This is a genomic window from Mycobacterium sp. E1747, assembly GCF_001667775.1.
In the GTDB taxonomy this organism is placed as follows: domain Bacteria; phylum Actinomycetota; class Actinomycetes; order Mycobacteriales; family Mycobacteriaceae; genus Mycobacterium.
Map to the genome: position 1 here is coordinate 1 of NZ_LZJI01000197.1, position 25591 is coordinate 25591.

Sequence of the window (25591 nt, forward strand, 5' to 3'; positions counted from 1 at the left end):
TCGAAGATGCCCGGCGCAATCGCCGGCGCCCGCTCGAGCACCCGGGCGTCCACCCTGAGATTCAGCGCGCCGAGGTCGCCCGCCCGCAGGTCGGCCAGCGTGCTCACCGCGGCCAAAAACCTCTCCCGCTCAGCCGCGTCCACAACGTCGCCGGCGAGCTCGGTGAACTTCTGGACGTACTGCGGGCGCCGGAACGGGCGCGCGCCCAACGGATGGGCGTCCGCGACGGCCAACTCGTCGACGATCACGTCCCCGCTTTTGAGCGTGACCTCGGCGCGCGCCCCGAACGCCTTGTCCGCCGGATCCGCCGAGTGATAGCGGCGGGTCCACTCCGGATCCTCGAGCGTCGAAATCTTGTGCCACAGTTCGACGGTGTCGGGCCGGTGGGCCCGCCCGGCGGCGTAGGACCGCTCGTGGTGCCAGCTCCCATCCTGCAGCGCGACGGCGAAGATGTAGGGCAGCGAATGGTCGAGCGTCTCCCGCGACGCGTCCGGGTCGAACTTCTGCGGATCGCCGGAGCCGGTCCCGATCACGACATGGGTGTGGTGGCTGGTGTGCAGCACGATGGTCGCGATCTCGCCGAGGTCGTCGATCCGCTCGCGGAGCCGCCGCGCCAAGTCGATCGGCGCCTGGCTCTGGTATTCCGCCGAGTGCTCCTTGGTGTAGCTGTCCAGGATGGCGCGCTTGGGCTCGCCTGGAGCGGGCAGCGGCACCCGATACTCGCGGTCGGGTCCGCCCAGCAACCAAGCGATCACCCCGTCCTCGCCCTCCCAGATGGGCGCCGGCGATCCCTCGCCGCGCATCGCGCGATCCACCGCCTCGATGGCGATCTTGCCCGCGTGGGCGGGGGCGAAGGCCTTCCAGCTGGAGATCAGCCCCTTGCGCGACTGGCGGGTGCTGGTGGTCAGGTGCAGCGCCTGCCCGACCGCCTGGTAGATCGTCTCGGTGTCCAGCCGCAGCATGGTTCCGATGCCGGCGGCCACCGACGGGCCCAGATGTGCGACGTGGTCAATCTTGTGCTCGTGCAAGCAGATTCCGCGGGCCAGGTCGATCTGAATCTCATAAGCGGTGACCACACCACGGATCAGGTCGGCGCCCGGCAGTCCCAGCTGCTGGGCCACCGCGACCAGCGGAGGAATGTTGTCGCCGGGATGGGCGTATTCGGCGGCCAAAAACGTGTCGTGGAAGTCGAGATCGCGCACGGCGACGCTGTTGGCCCAGGCCGCCCACTCCGCCGAATAGGTCCCGTCGACGCCGAAAACCCTGGCTCCCCGCCGCGCCGGATGGGCCAGCGCCTGCTGCCGCGCCACCGTGACGGGCCGGCGCAGCACCGCCGCAGCGCTGACGGCCGCGTTGTCGATGATCCGGTTGGCCACCATCTCCGCGGCTTCCGGCTCGACGGCAACCGGGTCGGCGGCGACCTCGGCGATCTTGGCCGCCAGATGGTGGGCGCGGGGGAAGTCGTCGGAGCTGCGCCGCGCGCGAACCGTATGCGTCAACACAAACCCGCAGCCTATGGCCGGCACGAACGGGCGCAGAAATCTGAGTTAACCCACCACCGCCGGCGCCACCCGCGGTGTAGTTTGCTGCTGGGGTGGGGCATAGGTTGAGGAGCCAGCCGTGTCAGAGGTCGATTACTGCGTGGTCGGAGCCGGATTCGCGGGCCTGACGGCCGCCCTGCGGTTGAAACGGGCCGGCCATTCGGTGGCCTTGCTGGAGGCGCGCGACAGGGTCGGCGGCCGCACCTTCACCGAATACCGTCCCGACGGCACGTGGGTCGACCGCGGCGGCGCGTGGATCGGGCCGGGCCAGGACCGGATCTACGCGTTGATGGACGAGTTCGGCGTGGCCGAGTACAAGCAGCACAACGACGGCGACGCGATGATGATCGTCGACGGCAGGAAGCACCGCTACGGCGGCACCGTCCCCTGGACGATGAGCCCGTGGGCCGTTGCCAACCTCGGCGTCGGTTTGTTGTCGATCGAGAAGATGGCCAAAACGCTTCCGCGGGAAGCCCCCTGGGATGCCAAGCAGGCGGACGAGTGGGACCGCATCAGCATCGGGGAATGGATCGAACAGAACACCATGTCCAAGCAGGCCCGCGAGATGCTGGACATGGCCTTTGCCGGCCTCTACACCTCGGCGGCGTCGGAGACGTCGTTGCTGTGGGGGTTGTTACAGACGGCGTCGGCGGGCGGACTGACGTTCGCGATCTCGGGCAAGGGCGGCTCCCAGGACGCCCGCCCGGTCGGGGGAATGGGCGCCGTCTACGGTCCCATCGCGGCCGAACTGGGCGCCGCAGTGCACCTTTCGCAACCGGTGCGCCAAATCGCCCAGGACGCCGACGGCGTGACGGTGACAGCGGCCGACCTGACCGTGCGCGCTCGGCGGGTCATCGTGGCGATACCGCTGGCCATCGCCCCCTCGATCGTCTACGACCCGATGCTGCCGGTGGACCGGGCGATGCTGCACCAGCGCATGCCGAGCGGCGCGGTCATCAAGACGTCGATCGTCTACGACGAGCCCTTCTGGCGCGCCGACGGGCTGTCGGGTCAGTCGGCAGCACCGGGATCCCCGGCCACTTTGACGATCGACGCCTGCACGGACACCGGCGACCCCGGCATCATGTGCGTCATCACCGAAGGGGCAGCGGCGCGCCGGCTGACGAAGCTCAACGAGGCCGAGCGGAGGGCGGCGCTCATCGGCGAGCTGGTCGACCGGTTCGGCGAGAAGGCGAGGATGCCGCAGGAGTACCACGAGCAGAACTGGACCATCGAGCGCTACTCCGGCGGCGGGATGATCGGCCACGCCCCGACCGGCGTGCTGACCGAATTCGGCTACACCCTGCGCGAGCCGTGCGGCCGCATCCACTGGGCCGGGACCGAGAGTTCGGCCATCATGTGCGGGTGGATCGACGGCGCCATTCGCTCGGGTGAGCGGGCGGCGGCCGAGGTGCGGGACGCCGAGACGGCCGCGGTCGCCTAGGGCGCGGCTCCCAGCTAACCAGCCTGCTTAGCGGGCGGGCGGTAGAAGATCACGAGCTGGCCGATCGCGCCGGCAAGGCCGAGCACCACCGAGATCAGCAGGCCGCGCCAGCCGTCCATCCAGTTGTGGCCGAACACGACGTAGTCCAGGCTGAGCTTGCCGGCGCCCAGGGTGGCCACGGCGATGGCGCTGACCGCCAGGATCAGGTTGTACTCCCAGCCCTCCTTGACGATGAAGAACCCGTTGGCCCGGTGCACCGTCCAGGCCGCCACCAGCATCAACGACACGAAGCCCGCCGCCGGGATCGGTGTCAGCAGCCCGGCGGCCAGGCCCAGCCCGGCGGCCATCTCGGTCGTGGCGGCCACGGTGGCGTGGAACTTGCCCGGCTTCATGCCGATGCTCTCGAACCACCGCGCGGTGCCAGGGATACGTCCGCCACCGAAGAACTTGTTGTAGCCGTGCGCGGCCAAAGTCACGCCCAGCACCAGCCGCAGGATGAGTAACCCGACGTCGTAGGGAGTCATACCTGCAAACCTAGATCATGGGGCGGACCGGAGAACAGGACCGCCGAGCAGCTAACTCCGCCGACCCATGTGGAAACATTGCGGGCATTCGGACGTTGGCCTTTCGACAGCTGATCACAAGGGGGTGCACCACGGCTCGTATCGCACGCGGTGCCCGCCGTCAAACGCCCGGGGCCGCTTCTGCCAGGCAATCGGTGGTGTTACTGGACGGCACAGCGAATCTCCCGCGGGAGCTGTTGGGCAACAAGGGTTACGGCATCGAGGGGATGCGCCGGTGCGACGGTGCGAATCACCCCCGGCGGGCGCGACAGGCTCGCGGCGCTGCTCGACGAGGAGCGCAGGGGCGTCGACCGGGCGGTGATCGCGGCCGCCTATGACGACTTTCGGTCGGTCAACGCCGATTTCAAAGCCCTGGTGACCGATTGGCAGCTCAAGGACGGCCCCGGCGGCACGCCCAACGCCCACGACGACGCGGAATACGACGCCGCGGTGCTGGCGCGGCTCGACGACGTGCACGCGCGCGTGCGGCCGATCATCGCGGCGGCCGCGGCACAACTGCCCCGGCTTAACGCATACGGGACGAAACTGACTGTCGCACTGGACAAAGTGCGGGACGGCGACACCGCCTGGCTGACCAGGCCACTGATCGACTCCTACCACACCGTGTGGTTCGAACTGCACGAGGAGCTGATTTCCGCCGTCGGCCTGACGCGTGAGGAAGCGGCCCGGTCCGGCGACGGGCAATAGCTACAGCGCCGCGTCGAGCAACTCCACGTACGCGTCGATGTCGGGAACGGCCGTCTCGGCCGCGTGCACGCTGATCGCGATGGTGTCGCCGATGCCGTGCACGCCGTGCGTCAGCCCCATCGCCGGTGACAACGCCGGGTAGCCGGCGGTCAACACCACTCGGGCGCCGCCAAAGGTCAGGTCGGCCGCCCCGCGGTTGACGCTGGACACGACGGTGTTGCCGGACACCTGCTCCGGACGAATGTCAGCGTCGAATTGGGCTATTCCCCAACGCAATAGGGGCGCGGGCACCGCGGCAAAAGCCCGGTCGGCGTAGCGCGTCGCCGGGTGCGCGAAGCGGCACCGACCACCGGCCAGCTCCGTCGCGATCCGCTCGGCGCGTGCCTCTGGCGCCAGCCTCGGGTGCAGGCCCACCACGACGTTCCCGAAGTGATTGTGCGCGTGCGCCACACCGGGTTTGGCCATTGGAACTTCGGCCCCCAGCGTATCGGCCGCATCGCCCAAGAGGTTGGCCAGCGCCGTGGAGATCGCCGACAGCGCGACCACGGTAACGGTGGGACCGCGCAGGTCTTTGCGGTGCCGCACCAGCGTGCGCACCGAGCGGACCGCGCCGGGACGCGCGTTCGTCGACAGCAGGGGACGGGGACCCGGCCGGGGGGACAGCAGCCCGGCGCGGGTCTCGGCCACCAGCCGGCGATGGGCCCGCGCCGCCTGGGCGGCTCGCCAGGGCAGGAACCCGGACCGCAGGCGTTGCACCCGAGGAACCGGGTCCGGCCTGCCGAACAGCCAGCCTGCCATGGCCGCTGCTCGCGCCCCGTCGGCCATCGCGTGCGGGACCTGCAATACCGCCACGCAACCCGTCCCGGTTACGCCCGGGATGCCCAGCACCGGGGTAAAGACGTGCAGCCGCCAGGGCGTCCGACGCACGTCGAGCTGGTTACCGGCCAGGGCGACGACCGCCGCGAGGCAGCCGGCCCACGTCCGGTCGTCGAGGTCGTGGCGGACCACCCACTCGGGCGCGACGGCGGCGCGCACCCACTGCGGGTAGGTCAGAGGACTGCCTTCTCGGACGCAAAGCGTCAGCGCCGGCTCCGCGCCGACCCTCTGGCAGACCTGCTCGACCGCGGCCGGATAGTCGGCGGGCTCGCTGTCGAACGCATACAGCAGGAACTCGTCGCTGGGGATCTTGGCCGACATCCAATAGAACTGCGCATCGACGGCGGCCATCCGCTGCGCGGCCATTCAGGCGGGTGAGCCGATGAACCCGAGCACCAGGTCGGCGACCTTGTCCGGCTGCTCGAGCTGCAGGAAGTGCCCGGCGTGTTCGACGATGTCCACCTCGCTGCCCGGCGGCAACACCTTCTCCGCCCAGCGGGCGAAAGCCGGTGTCATGCAGCCATCGTCGCGACCATGCAGGTACAGGCACGGCCACACGGGCTCTTCGGTCCACAGGTTGTTGAGCTCGGCATACCGCGCGGGCGGGCGGGTATTGCGGATCGTGGCGCGGTAAGGTCCCAGCGCCGCGCGCCAGCTCTCCGGCGTCCCGATTGCCGCGTCGACGTGACGCAGATCCTCGTCGGCGCGATATCCCGGCGACCATCGACGCCATAGCAACGGCAGTACCCACGACTCGGAACGCTCTGGCAGCCCAGGTAATTGGAAGTAGATGATGTACCAGCTGCGCAAGAGCTGGCGCGCCAGGTGTGCGACCAGCCGGGCGCGCTCGCCGACGCCGGCCCGGCGACGGAAGGCCGCCGACGGGGGCACGGACATGATCACCGCCTTGGTGAAAGGGCTGTCGGGCATGGCGGCCAGACCGGTGGTGGCGATCGCACCCCAGTCATGACCGATCACCACGTCACGGTCGGTGCCACCCGCCGCGGAGCGGACTCGCAGGGCGTCGTCCATCATCGCGCCGACGTGGTAGCTGCCGTCGGCCGGAATCGAGGACGGCGCGTACCCGCGCATGAAGGGGGCCACCACCCGCCAGCCCGCCTCCACGAGCCGGGGAGCGATTTTGCGAAATCCGTAGGGTGTGTCGGGGAATCCGTGCAGGCACAACGCGAGAGGCGCGTCGCGGGGCCCCCAGGTGAGTGCCTTCAGGTTCCCGGCAGGGCTCGGTACGTCGATCCAGCCAGGTTCACCCATGTTCACTCCCTGCTCGGCGCGTCCGCACGGACCAACCTAACGCGTGTGGGTCCACGGCACACTGACCGCATGCCCTAAGCGGTCAAACTGCTTCTAAGACAGGGAATTTCGCTATACCCAGGCGGCGGCTCGGTCCAGATCGGCGATGATGATCTTGCGCATGCCGTACATCGCTTGCGTGGCCGCCGCAGCGCGCCGGCGGTCGGGATCACCGATCAACTCATACAACCGGTCCGGGACGATCTGCCAGCTCAGCCCGAAGCGGTCTTTGCACCAGCCGCATTGCGATTCCTCGCCGCCGTCGGTCAGGCGCTGCCAGTAGTAGTCGACCTCGTCCTGATCCTTGCAGTGGATCGTGAAGGACACCGCCTCGCTGAACTGGAAGTGCGGGCCGCCGTTGATCCCGATGAACCGGCTGCCGTCCAGGACGAAGCTGCCGGACAGGACCGTGCCCGGTTCGCCGGGGCCGGCCTCGGTGGTTCGGTTGAAGCCCTCGATGTGGGAGTTCGGGAATATCGAGGTGTAGAACTCGGCTGCCTCCTCCAAGTCGTGGTCGAACCACAACGACGGGGTGATCGATGGCATAGGACGGCCGCCTCCTTACTGGCTGATGGGTGTCGTTCAGATAGACCCCCGCCAGCGCGGAAACTCATCGCCTTGTCGCCCCGGCGAACGGTGCATATACGCGCTATGTAACGTCAGGTCGCATGAGCACCGTCACCAACAGCCCCGAGACGGTCGAGTTTTCCGGCGCCGGCGGAATCACCCTGGTCGCCGACGAATGGAATCGGGGGACGGACGGCGCGGGCCGGCCCAGCGTCCTGATGCTGCACGGCGGCGGCCAGAACCGGCATTCGTGGAAAAACACCGGTCAAGCCCTGGCCGACGAGGGCCTGCACGTGGTAGCGCCCGACAGCCGCGGACACGGTGACAGCGATCGCTCGCCCGACGCGGAGTACGACATCGAAACCCTGACGGCCGACGTCCTGCAGGTGATCGAGGCGATCGGCCGGCCGGTGATGATCATCGGAGCGAGCATGGGCGGGCTGACCGGCATCCTCGCCGCCCATCGGGCCGGGCCCGCGAGGGTGACGCGGCTGGTCCTGGTCGACGTGGTGCCGCGCTTCGAGAAGGGCGGCAGCGCCCGGATCCGCGATTTCATGATCAGCGGCCTCGACGGTTTCGACTCGCTGGAGGAGGCCGCCGACGCCGTCGCCGCCTATCTGCCGTATCGGGACAAGCCGCGCAGCCCCGAGGGGTTGAAGAAGAACCTGCGCCTACGCGATGGCCGCTGGTTCTGGCATTGGGATCCGGCGTTCATGACCAAACCGGGCGACGATCCCGAGTTACGCACGGAGAACTTCGAACAGGCCGCGAAGAGCCTGTCGATTCCGGTCCTGCTGATCCGCGGGAAGCTGTCCGACGTCGTCAGCCCCGAGGGCGTTCGGCACTTTCTGGCCACGGTGCCCCGGGCGGAGTTCGTCGAGCTGTCCAATGCCGGGCACACCGCGGCCGGCGACGACAACGATGCGTTCAGCGACGCCGTGGTGAAATTCGTCAAGCGCCACTAGTTCTGATGGTGGCGACCCGCATCACCCGGCTACGCCGCCCTCGCGATCGCCACAAGCCCAATGGTGGCGACCCGCATCACCCGGCTACGCCGCCCTCGCGATCGCCACAATCTAGTTCGCCGGCTTCTCGGCATGCCCCCCGAATTGCTTGCGCATCGCTGACAACGCCTTGTTGGCGAAGTCATCGAGCGACCGCGACGCGAACCGGGACTGCAGCGCCGTCGTCAACACCGGCGAAGGCACCCCCTCATCGATCGCCGCGATGGCGGTCCACCGTCCCTCGCCGGAGTCGGACACCCGTCCGGAGAACTCCTTGAGATCCGGCGAATCGTGCAGCGCAATCGCGGTCAGGTCCAGTAGCCAGGAGCCGATCACGCTGCCCCTGCGCCACACCTCGGCAACCTCGGGGATGTCGAAGTCATATTGGTAGAACTCCGGGTTGGACAACGGCGCCGTCTCGGCGTCGCCCTGCTGGATGTGCTTGCCGATGTCGGCGTTGCGCAGGATGTTGAGTCCCTCGGCAAGCGAGGCCATCATGCCGTACTCGATGCCGTTGTGCACCATCTTGACGAAGTGCCCGGCGCCGGACGGCCCACAGTGCAGGTAACCCTTTTCCGACCGCTCCACTTCACCGTCCCGGCCCGGCGTACGCGGCGCCGCGTCCACGCCGGGCGCGACGCTGGCGAAGATCGGTTCGGCGTGTAGAAAGGCTTCGTCGTCGCCGCCGATCATCAGGCAATAGCCGCGCTCCCGGCCCCACACCCCGCCACTGGTGCCGCAGTCGAGCAGGTGAATACCCCTCTCGGACAATGTCTTTGCGTGGCTGATGTCGTCGCGGTAATAGGAGTTGCCGCCGTCGATGACGATGTCGCCGGACTCCAGCGTCTTGGCCAGCTCTTCGATGACGCCCGTCGTGATCGTGCCCGCCGGCACCATCACCCAGACGACCCGCGGAGCGGTCAGCTTCTCGGCGAGCTCCTGCATCGACGACACACCGGTGGTCCGCTCCTCCCCCGCCATCGCCTTAACCGCGTCGGGGTTGTGGTCGTAGACCACGCATTCGTGTCCATCCTTGGCGACCCGGCGGACGATGTTGGCGCCCATCCGGCCGAGTCCGATCATCCCGAGCTGCATCTCTTCCCGTTCTCCTTACTGTGACGACGTGCGCTTGGGCAGCCACGGCTCTTGCCAGCTGCGATGGCCGTGGAGCAGCGACTGCGCCGCCTCGGGCCCCCACGAACCCTGCTCGTAGTGGTGGATGCGGCTCGGCTTGTCCAGCACAGGCTGCACGATCCGCCACGTCTCCTCGATGGCGTCTTCGCGGGCGAACAGCTGCCGGTCGCCGGTGAGCGCGGCGTACAGAAGCCGTTCGTAGGGCCGCACGGCTTCCCCGAGATCCTCGGCGAACGACGAGTCTAGGTGCACGTCGTGCCATCCGTCGCCAACCTGGGCGGACAACTGCAGCCGCATCCCGGGGTCGGGATCGATGCGTAGCACGATCTGGTTGGGCTCGGGTGGCCGGCGGTTCGGTAGAAACGAGAATCCCGGAACGTGGTGGAGGAACATCCGCACCTCGGTCACCTTCTCCGGCAGCGCCTTTCCGGCACGCAGGAAGATCGGCACACCGGCCCAGCGCCAGTTGTCGATCTCGGTTCGCAGCGCGATGTAGGTCTCGGTTTGCGAATCCTTCGCCACCCCGTCGACGTCGGTGTAGCCGCGGTACTGGCCGCGCACGCACCGCTCGGGATCCAGCGCCGGCATCGCCCGGAACACCTCGGCCTTCTTGTCGTTGAGGTCGTCGGCGCTGGGACCGACCGGGGGCTCCATCGCGACCAGCGCGAGCACCTGCAGCAGATGGTTTTGCACGACGTCGCGCAGGGTGCCCACCGCGTCGTAGAACTTGCCGCGGTCCTCGATGCCGAAATCCTCGGCCATGGTGATGTGGATTTCGGAAACGCTGTCGCGGTCCCACAGCTTGGCCAGGGCGTTGTTCGCGAAGCGCAGATACTGCAGCTCTTCGACGGGCTGCTTGCCCAGAAAGTGGTCCACCCGCAGGATCTGGTCCTCGTCGAGCACCGCACGCAGCCGGGCGTTCAGGTCGCGCGCCGAGGCCAGATCATGGCCGAACGGCTTTTCCACCGCGACACGGCTGCACTCCAGCAGATCGGCCTTGGCAAGGTTTTCGACGATCGGCGCGAACAGGGACGGCGGCATTTCCAGGTAGAACAGCGGCCGGCAGTCCTTGCCGATCTCCTTGGCGAGCCGGCCGTACAACTCCTCGTCGGTGACGTCACCGTGCAGATAGGACAACCGCCCTGCGAGCCGATCGAAGACCGCGTCGTCGAACTCCTCGCCGGAGGCCTGGACGGCCTCGCGGGCGCGCTCGACCAGCTTCTCGAGCGGCATGTCGTCACTGGCCACGCCGATGATCGGGACGTCGAGCAACTTGCGTGCCTCGAGCCGGTACAAGGCGCGGTAGGTCATCTTGCGCGCCAGATCGCCGGTGATGCCGAAGATCACCAGCTTGTTGGAAGAGTTGTCGCCGCCGTCGGCCAAGCCCGTACCTCCGAAGTCGTTGGCTCTTTAGATTTCACTACCCGCGGCGGTCGGACCTAACACTAGACACCGCACACAGGCCCGACAACCGCACGCCGTCGCGGCCTTGGCAGGATGCTTGCGTGGGTGATGCACTGCATATCACGGTGTACGGCTTGGCCGGTATCGCCGTGATCGAAGCCGTCGCGCTCGCCGTACTTTCGCGGTTGCTGGTGCGCAGCCGCCAGGAGATCGACGAATTGCGGCACCGGACCGACACCCGTAGCTGGCTCCTGTCGGGCGGGCGCGAGGCCCTCAAGACCGTCTGGAACACCGCCAACGTCGTTCGCAAAGAAGGCTTCGGGGCCGCCGTACGCGGTTCGATCGAGGATCTCGCCGACTGGGCGGAGGTGGAACGACCCGATCTGGCCAGGGTCACCCCGGACGGCCGCGTGGTGATCCTGTTCTCCGACATCGAGGAATCCACCGCGCTCAACGAGCGGATCGGTGACCGCGCCTGGGTCAAACTCATTGGCGCACATGACAAACTGGTGTCGGACCTGGTGCAGCGGCGATCCGGTCATGTGGTGAAGAGCCAGGGTGACGGCTTCATGATCGCCTTTTCTCGCGCCGACCAGGCGGTGCGGTGTGGCATCGACCTGCAGCGCGCGCTGCGCAAGGATGCAAAACGCAAGCGGCACGAGGAGATTCGCGTGCGGATCGGTATCCACATGGGCCGGTCAGTGCGCCGGGGCGACGATCTGTTCGGCCGCAACGTCGCGATGGCCGCTCGGGTGGCGGCCCAGGCCGCCGGCGGCGAGATCCTGGTGAGTCAGCCTGTGCGGGACGCCCTTTCCGACTGCGACGACATCCGCTTCGACAAGGGGCGTGAGGTCGAGCTGAAGGGCTTTTCGGGCGCCTATTCGCTGTTCGCCGTGGAGGCCCCGGCCGATCCCGACCTGGACTGAAAGCCCTCCGCGTCGAATTCGGCCAGCCGTTGGTGCAGCCGCGAGCGGACCTCGTCCGCGGTGTAGGCGCGTCGTTTGCGTTGGTCACGAGCGACCAGCGCGCCGCCGGCGACGACACCGGCGACGCCGGCCAGCCCAACCCACTTCCACACTCTGCGCATGGACACAGCGTATGCGGGCTGTGATTAACTTGTGTGCTCTTGCAACCGGACACAGGCATCGACACGCTCATGACGCTGACCCTCGATCAGGCCCTGAACGAGACTCGCACCGGAGATCTTTGGTTGTTTCGCGGCCGCTCGCGGCCCGACCGCGCCATTCAGACGCTGACGAACGCACCGGTGAACCACGTGGGCATGACGGTGGCCATCGACGACCTGCCGCCGTTGATCTGGCACGCCGAGTTGGGCGACAAGCTCGTCGACATGTGGACGGGCACCAACCACCGGGGCGTGCAGCTCAACGATCTGCGTCAGGCCGTCCTGCAGTGGACGCAGCGGTACCAGCAGAGGTGCTGGCTGCGCCAGCTGACGCCCAACCCCACCCGCGAGCAGGAGAATAAGCTGCTGCGGGTGATCGCGCGGATGGACGGGACCGCGTTTCCCACCACCGCGCGGCTGACCGGTCGCTGGTTCCGCGGCCGGCTCCCGACCATCAACGACTGGGTACGGGGAATCCCGGTGGTGGACAGCAAGGTTCGCGAGCAGACCCGGCGTCGCCGGGAGGAACGCAAGATGAGCCTTTCCACCGCCTATTGCGCGGAGACGGTGGCGATCACCTACGAGGAAATGGGATTGCTCAACACGGACAAGGACGCGAACTGGTTCGATCCCGGCAAGTTTTGGAGCGGTGACACGCTTCCGCTGGCGCCGGGCTACCACCTGGGCGGCGAAATCACCGTGACGGTAGGCGAAGTCGGCTAGCCGACCGACATCTCGCCCAGTTCCGACCATCCCGTGGCGTCGATGGTCTGGTTGATGATCTTTGGGGTGGACGCCAGGGCCTGCGGCAGCTCCTGCATCGCTTGCTTGAAGTGATCGCTGTTGACGTGGAGGGCGCCCGCCTCGTCGTCACGGAAAGCCTCCACCAAGACGTACTCCGCCGGGTTGTCCAGGCTGCGTGACCACTCGAACCACAGGTTGCCGTCCTCGGCGCGCGTGGCCGCGGTGAACAAGCTGACCAGATCCGTCCACCGGTCCGTCCACTCGGGCTTGGTCTCGAACTTGACGACGATGAAGATCATGGCCGGTTTCCGCCTTGCTCGCTGGGAGACGCTGCGTCGGCTCGACATGGGCGAGCAGCGCCAGCATATCGGTGGGACGCCGCAGGCGGGCCAGCAAAGTTGCCCCCGGGCATCCTGATCGACGCCCGGGGGCACACTTCACGGTCGTTCACCAGTCTTTCGGCAGCTCCGATCTGCGCGCCAAGTGGTCTGGATCACAAATCCCGCGCGTTCTGCGCTATTTCACTCCATTGAAGCCGGAGATATGTACCGCGGAAATAATCTGTGCGTCCAATCGAATCCTGCGCGAATTCAATTCGTTAGGGATTCGCAATTCCGGGATCGCCGGGCGGAGGCGCTTGCGGCGCCGGCGGTGGGGGCGGTGCTGGGGCCGCCGCGTCGACCAACACAGGCGGCGCCTCCGGCGGCCGACGCGGCGCGTCCGGCGGAGGCGGCGCGTCCGGCGGAGGCGGAAGTGCGCCCTCGCCATCCGGCGGCATCGGCAGGAACATGTGATGCGTGAACCCGGCCTGGTAGGCGCCCGCGCCACCAATATGCACGCCACCGCGCTCACCGCTGGCGACCGGGGTCCCATCCGGCAGCGTCGCGGCCGTGTGACCGCCATTCCATCCGATCACGAGAGCGTTGGGGGCGGTCCCATACTGGAAACCCCGCGCCAACAACGCCGCTTCCTCGTTTCCGGTGTTGAACCGGTTGCCGAAGACCGGCCGGTCGGATGCTGCGTTGGCCACCCACGAAACGAGTCCTGAGCAATCCGTTCCAGCGGGAGAGTCTCCACCCGGAATATAGGGAGTCCCGGAAACCTGATTAATCAATGACATCAATGTTGCAAGTACTACCATGGCCGGGGACGCTAACAATGGCGGGTATTGTTCACCAAAATTTGTGGCCTAGGTCATTCGCAACGCGGACAATGACGTCCGCCGCACTTCCAGCAAACCTGGTGCCGCGCCAGATCCCGCCAGCAGCAAACGCACGGACTCAGGTGTAGTCGGGACCGCGTTCGGTTTGCGCCATCTCCCGGTCGATGTCGGCCTGCTCTCGCCGGGCCGTCGCCTCCTTGCGCATGGCCTGTTCGTCCAGCCGCCGGAGCCGGGCACGCTCACGCTGTTCGGCCGTGCCCTCGCGTTCGTCCGCGCGCCGCTCCCGCTCGTCCGCTTGACGCTCGCGGTCGTCGGCGATTCGATCTCGCTGGTCGGCGAGCCGATCTCGTCTACCCGCCAGAAACTCGCGCCTTCTAACTTCGGCCTCGCGCTTTTCGAGCGCCTCCTCGCGCTTATCGAGCGCCTCGGCTTGGCGTTCGAATTCCCCGGGAGTGTCGGGGCGGTCCTCAACGGCCACGAGCTAAACCATAGCGCCGCGACGACCCTGCGCGCACGGATGCGCGGGGCGCATCGGCCGAGGCGGTCTCACCATTTCCGGTTCCGTCGCCACGTCGTCATCCAAATCTGTTGCGTCCCGACTAGATTCCGAACTTGGCGCGAGCCTCCTCGGTCACCGGGGTGAACAGGTTGACGAGGTTCCCGTCCGGATCCCGGAACAGCAGCGCACGGTTTCCCCACGGCATAGTGGTCGGCTCGGTCACGACCTCCCTCACGTGTTCGCGCAGCCGCTCGTACTGCGCGTCGACGTCGTCGACCAGGAATTCCACGATCGCGCTGCGGTTGGCCGCTGGTTCGGCGGATCCGGCCGCAAACAGCGGCACCGTCTTGTCGCTGCCGATCGCGAGCGTGCCCACCGGCGTGGGGATCTCGGCGAAAAGCTCGTTGCCCCATACCGCGGGAACCTCGGCGACCGTCTCGTAGAAATCGACGAGCCGCCCGACATCGGCGGTGATGATGCGGGTGGAAACGAACTTCATGGGGCCCTCCTGACTGCGGTGACGTGCAAGCTCGTGTGACGAGGGCATGCTATGAAGCACCACCGACAAGGACAGCGGGTCGACTAGACCGGGGTCCAGATGCCGTCATTCCAGAATCCCCAGTTGCCGGGCCCGGTCGGGTTCCACATCAGCTTCGCCCCGGGCGCCCACGGCGGCGGAGGCGGTTGCGGCGGCGCCCATATCGGCGCAGGTCCCCATGGCCCCGCACCCGTCGGGAAACTTTGACCGGCCGGGCCTTGCCAGTCGTGGCACTTACCCCAGCCCCAGTTGTAAACGGTGCCCCAGCTCGGGTCCCAGGCAGTGCCCGGGCACCAGTGCGAGCTCGGGGCCGCGTCTGCCAGGCCGGCCAGCGCGAGCGGGGACGACAACGCCAGCGTGCCGGCCATCAAGGTTTGCCCGAACCGCCGGATGCACGGCCTCACGCGTTCACCCATCCCTAGAGCATTTCCCCCGACCAGCATCCAAGCAAGCCCCCACGCTTGCTGCGGCCAGTATGGTCGGGATATGCCGCTGAGGTACGTGGACCCGCACAAGCGCCGGGGCCCGCTGTATCGGGCAAGCGTTCGCTTCGGACGTTCGCGGGCGGGGCAGTTCATCGCCCGCCACATCGCACGCCATACCGATCCGTACCTGTTCCGCCTCACCGGCGGGCGGGTCAACATGGGCTCGATCATCAACGCGCCGCTCGTCACCACCGGCGCGAAGTCCGGTCAGAAGCGCGAGGTACAACTCACCTACTTCCATGACGGTCCCGACGTCATCCTGCTGGCCTCCAACTTCGGCGGCACCAAACACCCGCAGTGGTACCACAACTTGAAGGCGCATCCGGACTGCGAATTCGGCGGCGAGCGATTCACCGCGCGGCAAGTCACTGATCCCGACGAGCACGCCCGACTATTCGAATTGGCCAACCGCATCTACTCGGGATACGCCGAGTACCGGGACAAGGCGGCGCCCGCTAGCCGCGACATTCCGATCTTTCGACTGGAATCGCGCTAGCGCCGGGTCCCGCCCGGCGCGCATCATGAGAGCCCGCTCACCTCTCCGCCGCCGATGCTGAAATGCGTTGCGTTTCCGTGATTTCCGACGCCTGCACCCGCTTCGCGAAGCGTGCGCCGCGCGCCTACCGGACCGGTAGCGTTCTCCTCGCCTGCAATACAACGCCCGGCACCGTCTTCGCCAGGTCTGGCCGACTCCGCGCGAACCCTTGAATTGCGCGATAAAACGACCAAAATTGGCGTGGAGTAGGAACTTTCGGCACCCACGCCAACTCCCAGTGGATCCCGTTGAGCGGGTCGTCGAAGAACACCGCGTAGTAACCGGGCCAGTACTGAGGGTACTCCTTCGGCTCGTCAGTGACGGGGATATTCCGCCCGATCAAGAATTCGCGATGGAAGCGGTCGACCTCTCCCCTGCTCCGCGCCCACAACGCGATGTGGTTGATGCCGACCGCCTGATCGCGGTGTACCAGCCTTGCTCCGGTATGCGCGGGCTGAATACCGATGTAGCTGTGCGGATTGACATGCCGAGTCATGTAATATGTCGACTGGTACTCCATGTTCAGCGACGAGAAGCTGCTATAGCCCAGCCAGCCGAACAGCGAGTCATAGAACCTGATCGAGTCGCCGTAGTCCAAGACGGCAAATTCAACATGACAGACGCCCCGCCACCGCATCGTGCACCTCTGAAGATAGTCTTACTACACAATGTAGTACCGGCGGCGCACTCAATGAAGCCTCGTCTAGTCTTTCGACGTCGCCGTCAATCACGTGTCCGGAGCCAGATACGCCGCGAGATTAGCCAACGACGACCGCAGACCGTCGATGTGATCGCCTGCCGAGATGCCCGGTGGGACATCGTTGGCCCGGATCTCGACGCGGGTGCTGCCGGCGCTCAACGCGGTGATCGCCCATGTCATCGTCATCGTTCCGGCGAACGATGGGTCGTCGGATTCGAAGTCGACGGCCTGGACGACCCGCTCGTCGGGCACGATCTCGACGAACCGAGCCTCCACGACATCCGAGTCGTTGCTCGACTTGCCACCCGACTCGGGCGGGTGGGCGTAGGTCAGTCTCATCCGGTAAGAGCCGCCCGGGCGTGCGTCGAAGTATTCGAGCTTCCCGGACATCTCCTGCGGCGGAAGCCATTCGACGAGCGCCTGCGGTTCGACCAGGGCGGTGTACACCCGACTCAGCGGGGCGGCAATCACCAACGAGGCGGTATCAGTTCGTCCCATGACGCCAGGGTTCCCGATCACAGGTCGAACCGGAACTCCACCACGCCGCCGTCGGCCACGAAATCATGCCGCACTCGCCTGGTCTCGGTAAGTTCATGTCGGTATTCGCACTGCTTCGAATGCGTGCCCTACCGTAGGTGGGATGAGGTTTCGGGATTCCGTCATGACCGGCGTTGCGAAGCAACTCGGTCATCCGAGCGGTCTACGCGGGCGCCTCGTTGGTGCCGCGCTCAACCGGGGCAACCGACGCTTGATCCAGAGCGCCGCGCAGGCGCTGCAACCAAAAGAAGCATCCGTGGTGGCCGATGTCGGATTCGGAGGCGGAGTGGGCTTGAAATTCCTACTCGACAGTGTCGGTCCGACGGGCAGTGTTCACGGTGTCGAGGTGTCGGAGACGATGCTCAGCCAGGCCGCCGGTCGATATCGCTCAGACATCCAAAATGGGCGGCTATCTTTGCATTCCGCGTCCATGACGCAGCTCCCCTTCGCCGCTGGCGCATTCGATGGGGTCATGACGGTCAACACCATCTACTTCGTCGCCGAGCTCGGCAGAGCGTTCCGAGAGCTTGCCAGGGTGATAAACAGCCGGGGGCGACTGGTCATCGGATTGGCCGAACCCGAGGTAATGGCAAAATTGCCGTTCACTGGAAACGGGTTCCAGCTCCGTCCGGTGCCGGACGTGATCGACACGTTGCGCAGCACCGGCCTCCCAGTCGAACACCGTCGAATCAGTGACAACACCAACGCACCGCATCTGCTCATCGCCCGGGCCGTCACGTGAGACGTCCTCGAAGAACGCTCTCTACTTCGACGTAGACGTTATCCGTGCCGGAACTCGACCACGTCCCCGTCGGCCATGACGTAGTCCTTACCCTCCATCCGGACCTTGCCGGCCGCCTTGGCCGCGGCCATGGAACCGGCGGCGATCAGGTCGTCGTAGGACACGATCTCGGCCTTGATGAAGCGCTTTTCGAAGTCGGTGTGGATCACCCCCGCGGCCTTCGGCGCGGTGTCGCCTTGGTGAATCACCCACGCGCGCGCCTCTTTTGGGCCCGCGGTGAGGAAGGTCTGCAGCTTTAGGGTGTGAAAGCCCGCGCGGGCCAGCGCGTCGAGCCCCCGTTCGGTCTGCCCGATGGACTCCAGCAGTTCGGCGGCGGACTCGTCGTCGAGCTCGTTCAGCTCGGCTTCGATGGCCGCGTCTAGGAATACCGCGTCGGCGGGCGCGACCAGCCGGCGCAGCTCGGCGATGCGCGCCGCGTCGGTCAGCACCGCCTCGTCGGCGTTGAAGACATACAGAAACGGTTTGGTGGTCAACAGGTTCAGCTCCCGCAGCAGCGACGCATCCGCCCCAGCGCCGAACAGCGTCGTGCCACCGTTCAACGTCTCCTGGGCGGCGACCGCCGCGTCGTACACCGGCCTGCGCTCCTTGGTGGTGCGGGCCTCCTTCTCCAGCCTCGGCAGCGCGCGCTCCAGGGTCTGCATATCGGCGAGGATCAGCTCGGTCTCGACGACCTCAATATCGGATCTGGGATCCACCTGCCCGGCCACGTGGGTCACATCGTCGTCGGAGAACACGCGGACCACCTGGCAGATGGCGTCACATTCGCGGATGTGGGCCAGGAACTTGTTGCCCAGGCCCGCCCCCTCGGACGCGCCCTTGACCAAGCCGGCGATGTCGACGAATGTCACAGGCGCCGGCACGATGCGCTCGGACCCGAACAGCTCGGCCAGCTTGTCCAACCGCGGATCAGGAAGCGGAACGACGCCTTCGTTCGGTTCGATCGTCGCGAACGGATAGTTGGCCGCCACGACGTCGTTGCGGGTCAGCGCGTTGAACAGAGTCGACTTGCCGACGTTGGGCAGACCCACGATTCCCAGGCTCAGGCTCACAGGGACCCAAGTCTAGGGGTCCGCGGCCCCGCGGGTTGCCGTGGACCTTTTCCAGCGCCTCCAGCCTCCGCGCCGTGGCACGCCCGGATCGCTACAAAGGTATTTACGGGGCTTTCGGCCCATTGCCGGTACGGTCTACATGTGTCAGGACAGCGGGCAACGTCGACGGTGGAAGCCTCCCACCGGTCGATCCACCCAAATATCCCAGGTGTGCCGTGGTATGCCGCCCTGCTCCTCGCCGTCACCGCCACCGCGATCGGATATGGAATTGACGCCGGCCACAAGGAGCTGACCCACGTCTTCGCCGGCTTCTATATAGCGGGCTGCGTGGCGGCGGTGCTCGCTGTGCGCCAGGACGGGCTGTTCACCGCGATCATCCAGCCCCCGCTGATCCTTTTCTGCGCGGTACCGGGCGCGTACTGGTTGTTCCACGACGCCAAGGTCGGCCATCTCAAAGATCTGCTGATCAACTGCGGCTATCCACTGATCGAGCGCTTCCCGCTGATGCTGGGAACCGCCGGCGTCGTGCTCTTGATCGGGCTGGTCAGGTGGTATTTCGGCATGTCGCAGCGGCCGGCCGCGGAATCGCCCACCTCCGACGACGCGGAATCCACCAAGTCCGGCCTCGGCGGCCTCGGCGCCAAACTGCAGTCGCTGCTGCGCCCGGAAGCCGGCGAGGACGATGCCCACGAGGCGACGCCCGCCAAGGCGCGCCGCGGCCGCGGGGCCGGTTCCTCGGCGCGGGCCCGCCGGACGGCGCGCGGCGACCGGTCCGCCACCCGCTCCGCCCGACGGTCCCGCGCACCGCTGAGCGACGCTGGCGAACCGGTCGAGCGGCGCAGCCGGAAAGGCTCGACTGCCGCCCGGGACTACGACGACGCGGAACGGCCCCGCCGGTCGCGCCGCCGTCCCCGGCCCGAGGCCGATCCGGACCCACGTGGCCAATCGGCCCGTGAAGGCCGCCGGGAGCCGCGCACCCGGCGCAACCCCTACGAGCGGCCTTACGAGCCGCCTTACGAGCGGCCCGTGCCGCGGAGCAGCCGTTTCGGGGACCCGTACGACCTGTCCGGGGAGCAGTTCGGCCGTTTCGACAGTTACGACCGGCATGAGGCCGCCTACGAGCCGAGGCGTCGCCACCCGTCGCCGAACGGCAACGGCGGAACGCATCACCCCATCTCGCAGGTCCGTTACCGGGGCGCGGACGACGAACCCGCGGCTCAGCGGCGCAACCGCTCCCGGACGCAGGGCCGGCCTCAGCGGCCCCCGACGCAATGGGAATACGACGCCTGAGCGCCGCCGGGCGCTGTCAGAGCAGTGACCGGATCTCGCGCGGCAGGGCGAACACCAAGGTCTCCTGCGCGGTCGTAACGGGCTGCACCACGTCGTAGCCGTGATCGGCCAGCCGCTCCAGCACACCGCGCACCAAAACCTCGGGCACCGACGCACCGGAGGTGACGCCAACGGTGGTCGCCCCTTCCAGCCAGGCCGGGTCGATGTCGTCGGCCCAGTCGACGAGGTGGGCGGCCGCGGCGCCGCCGCCCAGCGCCACCTCGACCAGGCGCACCGAGTTCGACGAATTCCGCGACCCGACGACGATCACCAGCTGGCACTCGGGCGCCATCGCCTTGACGGCGACCTGCCGGTTCTGCGTTGCGTAACAGATGTCGTCGCTGGGCGGATCCTGCAGCTTCGGGAACCGCATCCGCAGCCGCTCGACGATTTCCATCGTCTCGTCGACCGACAGCGTGGTCTGCGAGAGCCAGATCACCTTGTTCTCGTCTCGCACCGTGACGTTGTCCACGGCGGCGACCCCGTCGACCAGCTGCACGTGGTCCGGGGCTTCCCCGGCGGTGCCGATGACCTCCTCGTGGCCCTCGTGGCCGATCAGCAGGATGTCGTAGTCGTTGCGGGCGAATCGTCTGGCCTCGTTGTGCACCTTGGTCACCAGCGGGCAGGTGGCGTCGATGGTGTGCAGGTTGCGTTCGGCGGCCGCCACGTGCACCGTCGGCGCCACCCCGTGCGCGGAGAACACCACGATGGACCCCTCGGGCACCTCGTCGGTCTCCTCGACGAACACGGCGCCAGCCTGCTCCAGCGTGTTCACCACGTGCCGGTTGTGCACGATCTCGTGGCGCACATAGACCGGGGCGCCGTGCTTTTCCAGCGCACGTTCGACCGTTTCGACGGCCCGATCCACGCCCGCGCAGTAACCACGCGGCTCGGCCAGCAGCACTCGCTTGCGGGCTGGATCGCTGGCTACCGAGCTGGACGCGCCGGGAATCCCCATGTCAACAGTCGGCGGCATGACACCAGGGTACGTTCTGCCCGCGCGGGCTTGCCAGCTCGCGCCGGCGGGCTTGGAGTTAGCGGTCGCTTAAGGCAATCTTGGACCCATGGCTACTGCACCGTATGGAGTTCGGCTACTGGTCGGCGCGGCGACAGTCGCCGTCGAGGAGACCATGAAGCTGCCGAAAACCATCTTGATGTACCCCATGACGTTAGCCAGTCAGGCGGCGCACCTTGTGATGCGATTTCAGCAGAACCTCGCCGAGCTGGCGATCAAAGGCGACAGCACCCTGGAGAACATCTTTCCGCCGAAGGACGAGCAGCCGGAATGGGCGACCTTCGACGAGGACCTGTCCGAGGAGGTCGATGCGCCCGGCCCGGCCGGTGTCGTCGACGGCGATCGCCGTAGCCAGGGACGGTTCGCGCTGTATTCGCTCGCCGACGCCGCGTCCGATGCCGCCCCCTTGAAACAGGGCGGGAAATCGGCGGACACGCCGTCGGTTCCGCAGCCGTCGGTGGTGGCCGAGCTGGACTATGCGACGCTGACGCTGGCGCAGCTGCGGGCCCGCCTGCAATCGCTCAGCGTCGACGAACTCGAAGCCCTGCTGGCCTACGAGCAGGCCACGAAGGCGCGCGCGCCTTTTCAGACGCTGCTCGCCAACAGGATCACCCGCGCGAACGCGAAGTGACCCCGGCCGCACAGTCCGAACCGAACTCCGCCGAGAACCCATTTCCGGTGCGCGCGGTGGCCATTCGCGTCGCCGGCTGGATCGACAAACTCGGCACGGTATGGGTCGAGGGCCAGCTGGCCCAAATCAGCGCCCGGCCCGACTCCAAAACGGTGTTCATGGTGCTGCGTGACCCGGCCGCCGACATGTCGCTGACCGTGACGTGTTCGCGCGACCTGGTGGCCAACGCGCCGGTGAAGCTGGCCGAGGGCACGCAGGTGGTGGTCTGCGGAAAGCCCTCCTTCTACACCGGTCGCGGCACCTTCTCGTTGCGCCTGTCCGAGATTCGCGCCGTCGGTGTCGGTGAGCTGCTGGCGCGCATCGATCGGCTGCGCCGGCTGCTGGATGCCGAAGGGCTCTTCGACCCCCGGCTCAAGCGGCCAATCCCCTTCCTGCCCAACATGATCGGCCTCATCACCGGCCGGGCCAGCGCCGCCGAGCGCGACGTGACGACGGTGGCCACCGGACGCTGGCCCGGGGTCCGGTTCGCGGTGCGCAACACCGCGGTCCAGGGCCCGAACGCGGTGGCGCAGATCGTCGAGGCGCTGTACGAACTCGACCGCCACGTCGAGGTGGACGTCATCGTGGTGGCGCGCGGCGGTGGCAGCGTGGAGGATTTGCTGCCGTTCTCCGACGAGACGCTGTGCCGCGCCATTGCCGCGTGCCGCACCCCGGTGATCAGCGCGGTCGGTCACGAACCCGACAACCCGCTGTGCGACCTGGTCGCCGACCTGCGCGCGGCCACCCCGACCGACGCCGCCAAGAAGGTGGTTCCCGATACCGCCGCCGAACTCCGGCTGATCGACGACTTGCGTCGGCGAAGCGCGCAAGCGCTGCGCAGCTGGGTGTTTCGCGAGCAACGCGCGTTGGCCCAGATCCGCAGCCGGCCGGTGCTGGCCGAACCGCTGACGGCGCTGACGGCCCGCGCCGACGAAATCCACCGCGCCCGGTCGGCGATCCGCCGCGATGTCACCCGTCTGGCCGCCGCCGAGACGGAACGCGTCGGCCACCTGAGCGCGCGACTGGCGACGCTGGGCCCCGCGGCCACGCTGGCCCGCGGCTACGCGGTGGTACAGGCGGTGCCCGACTCCGGGCCCCCGGCGGTGCTGCGGTCGGTGGCTGACGCGCCGGTGGGCAGCCGGCTGCGGGTGCGGGTTGCCGACGGCGCGATCGCCGCGGTGAGCGAAGGGCAGACCGATGGCCACTGAAGACCCGCAGTCAGTTACACCTATTAGTCAGCTCGGGTACGAGGCATGCCGGGATCAGCTGATCGAAGTGGTGCGCCTCCTGGAGCAGGGCGACCTGGACCTAGATGCGTCGCTGAAATTGTGGGAAAGGGGCGAAGAGCTGGCTAAAAGGTGCGAGGAGCATTTAGCTGGCGCCCGCAAGCGCATCGAGGATGCGTTAGCTGCCGGCCAGGCGGACGACGCCTGAATTGCGCCACTCTACGGGAGCCAAAGCCGTGATCTTGCTCGAAATTGGAACACGTTTCAGTTATGCTTCGGCCCATGGCTGACGCAGCACTGACCGCCGAACTCGGCCGGGTCCTGGTCACCGGCGGCTCCGGCTTCGTCGGCGCCAACCTGGTCACCACCCTCCTGGACCGCGGGTACCGGGTGCGTTCGTTCGACCGCGCACCGTCACCGCTTCCCGAGCACCCGCAGCTGGAGGTGCTCGAGGGCGACATCACCGACACCGCCGTCTGCGCCCAGGCGGTGGACGGCATCGACACCGTCTTCCACACCGCGGCCATCATCGAGCTGATGGGCGGTGCGTCGGTGACCGACACATACCGGCAGCGCAGCTTCGCGGTGAACGTCGGCGGCACCGAGAACCTGGTGCACGCCGGACAGGCCGCCGGGGTGAAGCGATTCGTCTACACGTCGTCCAACAGCGTCGTGATGGGCGGCCAGAACATCCCCGGCGGCGACGAGACGCTGCCCTACACCACCCGCTTCAACGACCTCTACACCGAAACGAAGGTGGTCGCGGAGCGATTCGTGCTGTCGCAGAACGGCAATGGCGGCATGCTGACGTGTGCGATTCGGCCCAGTGGGATCTGGGGGCGCGGCGATCAGACGATGTTCCGCAGACTCTTCGAAAGCGTGATCGCCGGCCACGTCAAGGCGCTGATCGGCCGCAAATCGGCCCGCCTGGATAACTCCTACGTGCACAACCTGATTCACGGTTTCATCCTGGCCGCCCAGCACCTCGTCCCCGGCGGCACCGCGCCCGGTCAGGCGTACTTCATCAACGACGGCGAACCGATCAACATGTTCGAGTTCGCCCGGCCGGTGGTCGAGGCCTGCGGGGTGAACTGGCCCCGGGTGAGGGTGAACGGCCCCCTGGTCCGCGTGGCGATGACCGGTTGGCAGCGGCTGCATTTCCGCTTCGGCATCCCGGCGCCACTGCTCGAGCCGCTGGCCGTCGAGCGGCTCTATCTGGACAACTACTTCTCGATCGCCAAGGCGCGTCGCGACCTCGGCTATGAACCCTTGTTCACCACCCAACAGGCGATGTCGCAATGCCTCCCGTATTACGTCGACATGTTCCAGCGCATGAAAAGCCAAGCGGAGGTTGGCTCCCCGAAGCAGTCGGCCAGCGGGGGGCAGTGACCGCGAGTGCGGGGACGCTGACGAAAACACCGCGCCGGGGCTAAGGTTCCCTCAGCGGCGACGACGCGGAGGACGGCCCCGGTGGCATGAATACCGAATTCACGCTCAACCAGAAGCGCGCCCTGGCGATCCTGACGGCGATCGCCATGCTCTTCGGTGCGTACTTCCTGCGCAACTACTTCGTGCTGATCGTCGTGGCCGCGGTGGGTGCCTACCTGTTCACACCGCTGTTCAACTGGTTCGGCAGGCGGCTGGGCACCGGTCTGGCCGCGACCTGCACCCTGTTGTGCGCGCTGGTGGCCGTCATCGTGCCGGTCACGCTCCTGGTGATCCTGGCGGTCGTTCAGATCTCACGCATGATCGACAGCATCACCGACTGGGTCAAGACGACCGACCTCAGCGGGCTTGGCGACCGCACGCTGCACGCGGTGAACGAGCTGCTGTCCCGGGTTCCCTTCGCGCACATGACGGTAACGGCGGAAACCCTGCGCAAGGCGATGGTCACGGTGGGCCGCAATGTCGGCGAATGGGCCCTGCACTTCTTGCAGGGCGCCGTCGGCGGTATCGCCGGCGCGGTCACGTCGGCCATCATCTTCCTGTATGTCTTCGTCGCACTGCTGGTGCACCGCGAGCGGGTGCGGAGACTGATCGCCGAGCTCAACCCCCTGGGCGACGAGGTCACCGACCTGTACCTGGCCAAAGCCGGAGCTATGGTGCGCGGCACCGTCAGTGGCCAGTTCGTGATTGCACTGTGCCAAGGTGTCGCGGGCGCCGCGTCCATCTACGTCGCCGGCTTTCACCACGGATTCTTCATCTTCGCGGTCCTGCTGACCGCGTTGTCGATCATCCCGCTGGGCGGCGGGATCGTGACCATCCCATTCGGCATCGGAATGATCTTCTACGGCAACATCGCGGGCGGCGTGTTCGTCGTCCTCTGGCACCTCGTCGCGGTCACCAACATCGACAACTTCCTGCGCCCGATCCTCGTTCCGCGCGACGCCCGGCTGAACCCGGCGCTCATGCTGCTGTCGGTGTTCTCGGGCATAACCATGTTCGGCCCCTGGGGCATTGTCATCGGGCCTGTGCTGATGATCCTGATCGTCACCACCGTCGAGGTGTATCTGATGGTGTTCAAGGGCGCCGAACCGAACCCGCCCGATGCGCCACCCGTCCGCCGCAATCGGCTTCGCCGGCAGGCGAAGTCACGCGCCGCGCAGTCCGGCGCGGAATGAC

The 25591-nt window shown here is 67.2% G+C and carries 30 protein-coding genes and 1 pseudogene; 14 read left to right on the forward strand and 17 right to left on the reverse strand.

The window, feature by feature from the left end:
- Window positions 1-1502: 2-methylcitrate dehydratase PrpD (gene prpD, locus A5695_RS19650; protein ID WP_082946196.1), on the reverse strand; the 1502-nt coding region annotated here is incomplete at its 3' end.
- Between the two features lie 118 nt (window positions 1503-1620).
- Between prpD and A5695_RS19655 the strand changes: the two genes are divergently transcribed.
- Entirely contained in the window at window positions 1621-2985 is a 1365-nt protein-coding gene (locus tag A5695_RS19655; protein ID WP_068085868.1) for an FAD-dependent oxidoreductase, read from the forward strand.
- Window positions 2986-2999: 14 nt separating this feature from the next.
- Here A5695_RS19655 and A5695_RS19660 read toward each other — a convergent pair whose 3' ends face one another.
- On the reverse strand, window positions 3000-3509 hold the full coding sequence (locus tag A5695_RS19660) for a DoxX family protein (protein ID WP_068085873.1): 510 nt from the start codon (window positions 3507-3509) through the stop codon (window positions 3000-3002).
- 273 nt (window positions 3510-3782) lie between these two features.
- Between A5695_RS19660 and A5695_RS19665 the strand changes: the two are divergent.
- Window positions 3783-4256: pseudogene (locus A5695_RS19665) on the forward strand (MarR family transcriptional regulator); the annotation flags it as partial.
- Here the strand turns inward: A5695_RS19665 and A5695_RS19670 are convergent.
- The 3 genes from A5695_RS19670 to A5695_RS19680 all read right to left on the reverse strand — a co-directional run bounded on the left by A5695_RS19670 (window position 4257) and on the right by A5695_RS19680 (window position 6989).
- The gene (locus A5695_RS19670) at window positions 4257-5498 is read right to left on the reverse strand and encodes a WS/DGAT domain-containing protein (RefSeq protein WP_068085876.1); all 1242 of its coding nucleotides are present in this window, start codon (window positions 5496-5498) and stop codon (window positions 4257-4259) included.
- Window positions 5499-6404 (reverse strand): alpha/beta fold hydrolase, encoded by a 906-nt coding sequence (locus A5695_RS19675; RefSeq protein WP_068085879.1) that lies wholly within the window; start codon window positions 6402-6404, stop codon window positions 5499-5501.
- Window positions 6405-6515: 111 nt separating this feature from the next.
- Window positions 6516-6989, reverse strand: coding sequence for a VOC family protein (locus tag A5695_RS19680; protein ID WP_068085882.1), 474 nt, complete (start codon window positions 6987-6989; stop codon window positions 6516-6518).
- 122 nt (window positions 6990-7111) lie between these two features.
- On the opposite strand from A5695_RS19680, the gene A5695_RS19685 reads away from it, so the two are divergent.
- A complete protein-coding gene (locus tag A5695_RS19685) occupies window positions 7112-7975 on the forward strand; it encodes an alpha/beta fold hydrolase (RefSeq protein ID WP_068085885.1) in 864 nt (287 codons plus the stop codon).
- Between the two features lie 111 nt (window positions 7976-8086).
- Here the strand turns inward: A5695_RS19685 and gnd are convergent, their stop codons facing one another.
- Together gnd and A5695_RS19695 are read right to left on the reverse strand one after the other, a co-directional pair.
- Window positions 8087-9109 (reverse strand): phosphogluconate dehydrogenase (NAD(+)-dependent, decarboxylating), encoded by a 1023-nt coding sequence (gene gnd, locus A5695_RS19690; RefSeq protein WP_068085888.1) that lies wholly within the window; start codon window positions 9107-9109, stop codon window positions 8087-8089.
- A gap of 15 nt (window positions 9110-9124) precedes the next feature.
- A complete protein-coding gene (locus A5695_RS19695) occupies window positions 9125-10531 on the reverse strand; it encodes a glucose-6-phosphate dehydrogenase (protein WP_068085891.1) in 1407 nt (468 codons plus the stop codon).
- 122 nt (window positions 10532-10653) lie between these two features.
- Here A5695_RS19695 and A5695_RS19700 point away from each other — a divergent pair, with 122 nt between their 5' ends.
- A complete protein-coding gene (locus A5695_RS19700; RefSeq protein ID WP_068085894.1) occupies window positions 10654-11478 on the forward strand; it encodes an adenylate/guanylate cyclase domain-containing protein in 825 nt (274 codons plus the stop codon).
- Here the strand turns inward: A5695_RS19700 and A5695_RS19705 are convergent.
- Window positions 11430-11639, reverse strand: a complete 210-nt coding sequence (locus A5695_RS19705; RefSeq protein WP_068085897.1) for a hypothetical protein — start codon at window positions 11637-11639, stop codon at window positions 11430-11432. The genes A5695_RS19700 and A5695_RS19705 overlap by 49 nt on opposite strands.
- A 69-nt stretch (window positions 11640-11708) precedes the next feature.
- On the opposite strand from A5695_RS19705, the gene A5695_RS19710 reads away from it, so the two are divergent.
- Entirely contained in the window at window positions 11709-12401 is a 693-nt protein-coding gene (locus A5695_RS19710; protein ID WP_068085899.1) for a guanylate cyclase, read from the forward strand.
- Here the strand turns inward: A5695_RS19710 and A5695_RS19715 are convergent.
- Window positions 12398-12721 (reverse strand): putative quinol monooxygenase, encoded by a 324-nt coding sequence (locus tag A5695_RS19715; RefSeq protein WP_068085901.1) that lies wholly within the window; start codon window positions 12719-12721, stop codon window positions 12398-12400. The genes A5695_RS19710 and A5695_RS19715 overlap by 4 nt on opposite strands.
- On the opposite strand from A5695_RS19715, the gene A5695_RS30060 reads away from it, so the two are divergent.
- Complete coding sequence (locus tag A5695_RS30060) at window positions 12711-12839, forward strand: hypothetical protein (protein WP_255398688.1); 129 nt, start codon at window positions 12711-12713, stop codon at window positions 12837-12839. The genes A5695_RS19715 and A5695_RS30060 overlap by 11 nt on opposite strands.
- A 181-nt stretch (window positions 12840-13020) precedes the next feature.
- On the opposite strand, the gene A5695_RS19720 is transcribed toward A5695_RS30060, so the two are convergent.
- From A5695_RS19720 to A5695_RS27850, 4 genes are all read right to left on the reverse strand, one after another.
- Entirely contained in the window at window positions 13021-13563 is a 543-nt protein-coding gene (locus tag A5695_RS19720) for a peptidoglycan endopeptidase (RefSeq protein ID WP_156749751.1), read from the reverse strand.
- Between the two features lie 139 nt (window positions 13564-13702).
- Window positions 13703-14062 (reverse strand): hypothetical protein, encoded by a 360-nt coding sequence (locus A5695_RS19725; protein ID WP_068085906.1) that lies wholly within the window; start codon window positions 14060-14062, stop codon window positions 13703-13705.
- Window positions 14063-14183: 121 nt separating this feature from the next.
- A complete protein-coding gene (locus A5695_RS19730) occupies window positions 14184-14582 on the reverse strand; it encodes a VOC family protein (RefSeq protein WP_068085909.1) in 399 nt (132 codons plus the stop codon).
- A gap of 83 nt (window positions 14583-14665) precedes the next feature.
- Complete coding sequence (locus A5695_RS27850; protein ID WP_369830214.1) at window positions 14666-14989, reverse strand: hypothetical protein; 324 nt, start codon at window positions 14987-14989, stop codon at window positions 14666-14668.
- Between the two features lie 118 nt (window positions 14990-15107).
- Here A5695_RS27850 and A5695_RS19735 point away from each other — a divergent pair, with 118 nt between their 5' ends.
- Window positions 15108-15602 (forward strand): nitroreductase family deazaflavin-dependent oxidoreductase, encoded by a 495-nt coding sequence (locus A5695_RS19735; protein ID WP_068085913.1) that lies wholly within the window; start codon window positions 15108-15110, stop codon window positions 15600-15602.
- Between the two features lie 124 nt (window positions 15603-15726).
- Here A5695_RS19735 and A5695_RS19740 read toward each other — a convergent pair whose 3' ends face one another.
- On the reverse strand, window positions 15727-16278 hold the full coding sequence (locus tag A5695_RS19740) for a VOC family protein (RefSeq protein ID WP_068085916.1): 552 nt from the start codon (window positions 16276-16278) through the stop codon (window positions 15727-15729).
- Window positions 16279-16368: 90 nt separating this feature from the next.
- A complete protein-coding gene (locus A5695_RS19745; RefSeq protein WP_068085921.1) occupies window positions 16369-16839 on the reverse strand; it encodes an SRPBCC family protein in 471 nt (156 codons plus the stop codon).
- A gap of 163 nt (window positions 16840-17002) precedes the next feature.
- On the opposite strand from A5695_RS19745, the gene A5695_RS19750 reads away from it, so the two are divergent.
- Entirely contained in the window at window positions 17003-17620 is a 618-nt protein-coding gene (locus A5695_RS19750) for a class I SAM-dependent methyltransferase (protein WP_231974910.1), read from the forward strand.
- Window positions 17621-17658: 38 nt separating this feature from the next.
- Here A5695_RS19750 and ychF read toward each other — a convergent pair whose 3' ends face one another.
- A complete protein-coding gene (gene ychF, locus A5695_RS19755; RefSeq protein ID WP_068085928.1) occupies window positions 17659-18729 on the reverse strand; it encodes a redox-regulated ATPase YchF in 1071 nt (356 codons plus the stop codon).
- A gap of 141 nt (window positions 18730-18870) precedes the next feature.
- On the opposite strand from ychF, the gene A5695_RS19760 reads away from it, so the two are divergent.
- Entirely contained in the window at window positions 18871-20019 is a 1149-nt protein-coding gene (locus A5695_RS19760; protein ID WP_197515560.1) for a DUF6542 domain-containing protein, read from the forward strand.
- Window positions 20020-20035: 16 nt separating this feature from the next.
- On the opposite strand, the gene A5695_RS19765 is transcribed toward A5695_RS19760, so the two are convergent.
- Window positions 20036-21034, reverse strand: a complete 999-nt coding sequence (locus A5695_RS19765) for a 4-hydroxy-3-methylbut-2-enyl diphosphate reductase (protein WP_068085934.1) — start codon at window positions 21032-21034, stop codon at window positions 20036-20038.
- Between the two features lie 88 nt (window positions 21035-21122).
- On the opposite strand from A5695_RS19765, the gene A5695_RS19770 reads away from it, so the two are divergent.
- The 5 genes from A5695_RS19770 (at window position 21123) to A5695_RS19790 (ending at window position 25590) form a co-directional block, all read left to right on the forward strand.
- Window positions 21123-21704 carry a lipid droplet-associated protein gene (locus tag A5695_RS19770; protein ID WP_068085937.1) on the forward strand — a complete coding sequence of 194 codons (582 nt, stop codon included), beginning with the start codon at window positions 21123-21125 and terminating at the stop codon, window positions 21702-21704.
- The gene (xseA, locus tag A5695_RS19775; protein ID WP_068085940.1) at window positions 21701-22951 is read left to right on the forward strand and encodes an exodeoxyribonuclease VII large subunit; all 1251 of its coding nucleotides are present in this window, start codon (window positions 21701-21703) and stop codon (window positions 22949-22951) included. Before A5695_RS19770 ends, xseA begins: the two co-directional genes overlap by 4 nt.
- Window positions 22941-23177 (forward strand): exodeoxyribonuclease VII small subunit, encoded by a 237-nt coding sequence (locus A5695_RS19780; protein WP_068085942.1) that lies wholly within the window; start codon window positions 22941-22943, stop codon window positions 23175-23177. Before xseA ends, A5695_RS19780 begins: the two co-directional genes overlap by 11 nt.
- Window positions 23178-23239: 62 nt before the next feature.
- Window positions 23240-24358 carry an NAD-dependent epimerase/dehydratase family protein gene (locus A5695_RS19785; RefSeq protein ID WP_068085944.1) on the forward strand — a complete coding sequence of 373 codons (1119 nt, stop codon included), beginning with the start codon at window positions 23240-23242 and terminating at the stop codon, window positions 24356-24358.
- 86 nt (window positions 24359-24444) lie between these two features.
- Window positions 24445-25590 carry an AI-2E family transporter gene (locus A5695_RS19790; RefSeq protein WP_068085951.1) on the forward strand — a complete coding sequence of 382 codons (1146 nt, stop codon included), beginning with the start codon at window positions 24445-24447 and terminating at the stop codon, window positions 25588-25590.
- Window position 25591: the final 1 nt, after the last annotated feature.

Bases quoted from the DNA above. Each gene is read 5' to 3' on its own strand.
- A5695_RS19660 (WP_068085873.1), bottom strand. From the start codon at position 3,509: ATGACTCCCTACGACGTCGGGTTACTCATCCTGCGGCTGGTGCTGGGC.
- A5695_RS19670 (WP_068085876.1), bottom strand. From the start codon at position 5,498: ATGGCCGCGCAGCGGATGGCCGCCGTCGATGCGCAGTTCTATTGGATG.
- A5695_RS19675 (WP_068085879.1), bottom strand. From the start codon at position 6,404: ATGGGTGAACCTGGCTGGATCGACGTACCGAGCCCTGCCGGGAACCTG.
- A5695_RS19680 (WP_068085882.1), bottom strand. From the start codon at position 6,989: ATGCCATCGATCACCCCGTCGTTGTGGTTCGACCACGACTTGGAGGAG.
- A5695_RS19685 (WP_068085885.1), top strand. From the start codon at position 7,112: ATGAGCACCGTCACCAACAGCCCCGAGACGGTCGAGTTTTCCGGCGCC.
- gnd (WP_068085888.1), bottom strand. From the start codon at position 9,109: ATGCAGCTCGGGATGATCGGACTCGGCCGGATGGGCGCCAACATCGTC.
- A5695_RS19705 (WP_068085897.1), bottom strand. From the start codon at position 11,639: ATGCGCAGAGTGTGGAAGTGGGTTGGGCTGGCCGGCGTCGCCGGTGTC.
- A5695_RS19710 (WP_068085899.1), top strand. From the start codon at position 11,709: ATGACGCTGACCCTCGATCAGGCCCTGAACGAGACTCGCACCGGAGAT.
- A5695_RS30060 (WP_255398688.1), top strand. From the start codon at position 12,711: ATGAAGATCATGGCCGGTTTCCGCCTTGCTCGCTGGGAGACGCTGCGT.
- A5695_RS19715 (WP_068085901.1), bottom strand. From the start codon at position 12,721: ATGATCTTCATCGTCGTCAAGTTCGAGACCAAGCCCGAGTGGACGGAC.
- A5695_RS19720 (WP_156749751.1), bottom strand. From the start codon at position 13,563: ATGGTAGTACTTGCAACATTGATGTCATTGATTAATCAGGTTTCCGGG.
- A5695_RS19730 (WP_068085909.1), bottom strand. From the start codon at position 14,582: ATGAAGTTCGTTTCCACCCGCATCATCACCGCCGATGTCGGGCGGCTC.
- A5695_RS27850 (WP_369830214.1), bottom strand. From the start codon at position 14,989: ATGGCCGGCACGCTGGCGTTGTCGTCCCCGCTCGCGCTGGCCGGCCTG.
- A5695_RS19735 (WP_068085913.1), top strand. From the start codon at position 15,108: ATGCCGCTGAGGTACGTGGACCCGCACAAGCGCCGGGGCCCGCTGTAT.
- A5695_RS19740 (WP_068085916.1), bottom strand. From the start codon at position 16,278: ATGCGGTGGCGGGGCGTCTGTCATGTTGAATTTGCCGTCTTGGACTAC.
- A5695_RS19745 (WP_068085921.1), bottom strand. From the start codon at position 16,839: ATGGGACGAACTGATACCGCCTCGTTGGTGATTGCCGCCCCGCTGAGT.
- A5695_RS19750 (WP_231974910.1), top strand. From the start codon at position 17,003: ATGACCGGCGTTGCGAAGCAACTCGGTCATCCGAGCGGTCTACGCGGG.
- A5695_RS19765 (WP_068085934.1), bottom strand. From the start codon at position 21,034: ATGCCGCCGACTGTTGACATGGGGATTCCCGGCGCGTCCAGCTCGGTA.
- A5695_RS19770 (WP_068085937.1), top strand. From the start codon at position 21,123: ATGGCTACTGCACCGTATGGAGTTCGGCTACTGGTCGGCGCGGCGACA.
- A5695_RS19780 (WP_068085942.1), top strand. From the start codon at position 22,941: ATGGCCACTGAAGACCCGCAGTCAGTTACACCTATTAGTCAGCTCGGG.
- A5695_RS19785 (WP_068085944.1), top strand. From the start codon at position 23,240: ATGCTTCGGCCCATGGCTGACGCAGCACTGACCGCCGAACTCGGCCGG.
- A5695_RS19790 (WP_068085951.1), top strand. From the start codon at position 24,445: ATGAATACCGAATTCACGCTCAACCAGAAGCGCGCCCTGGCGATCCTG.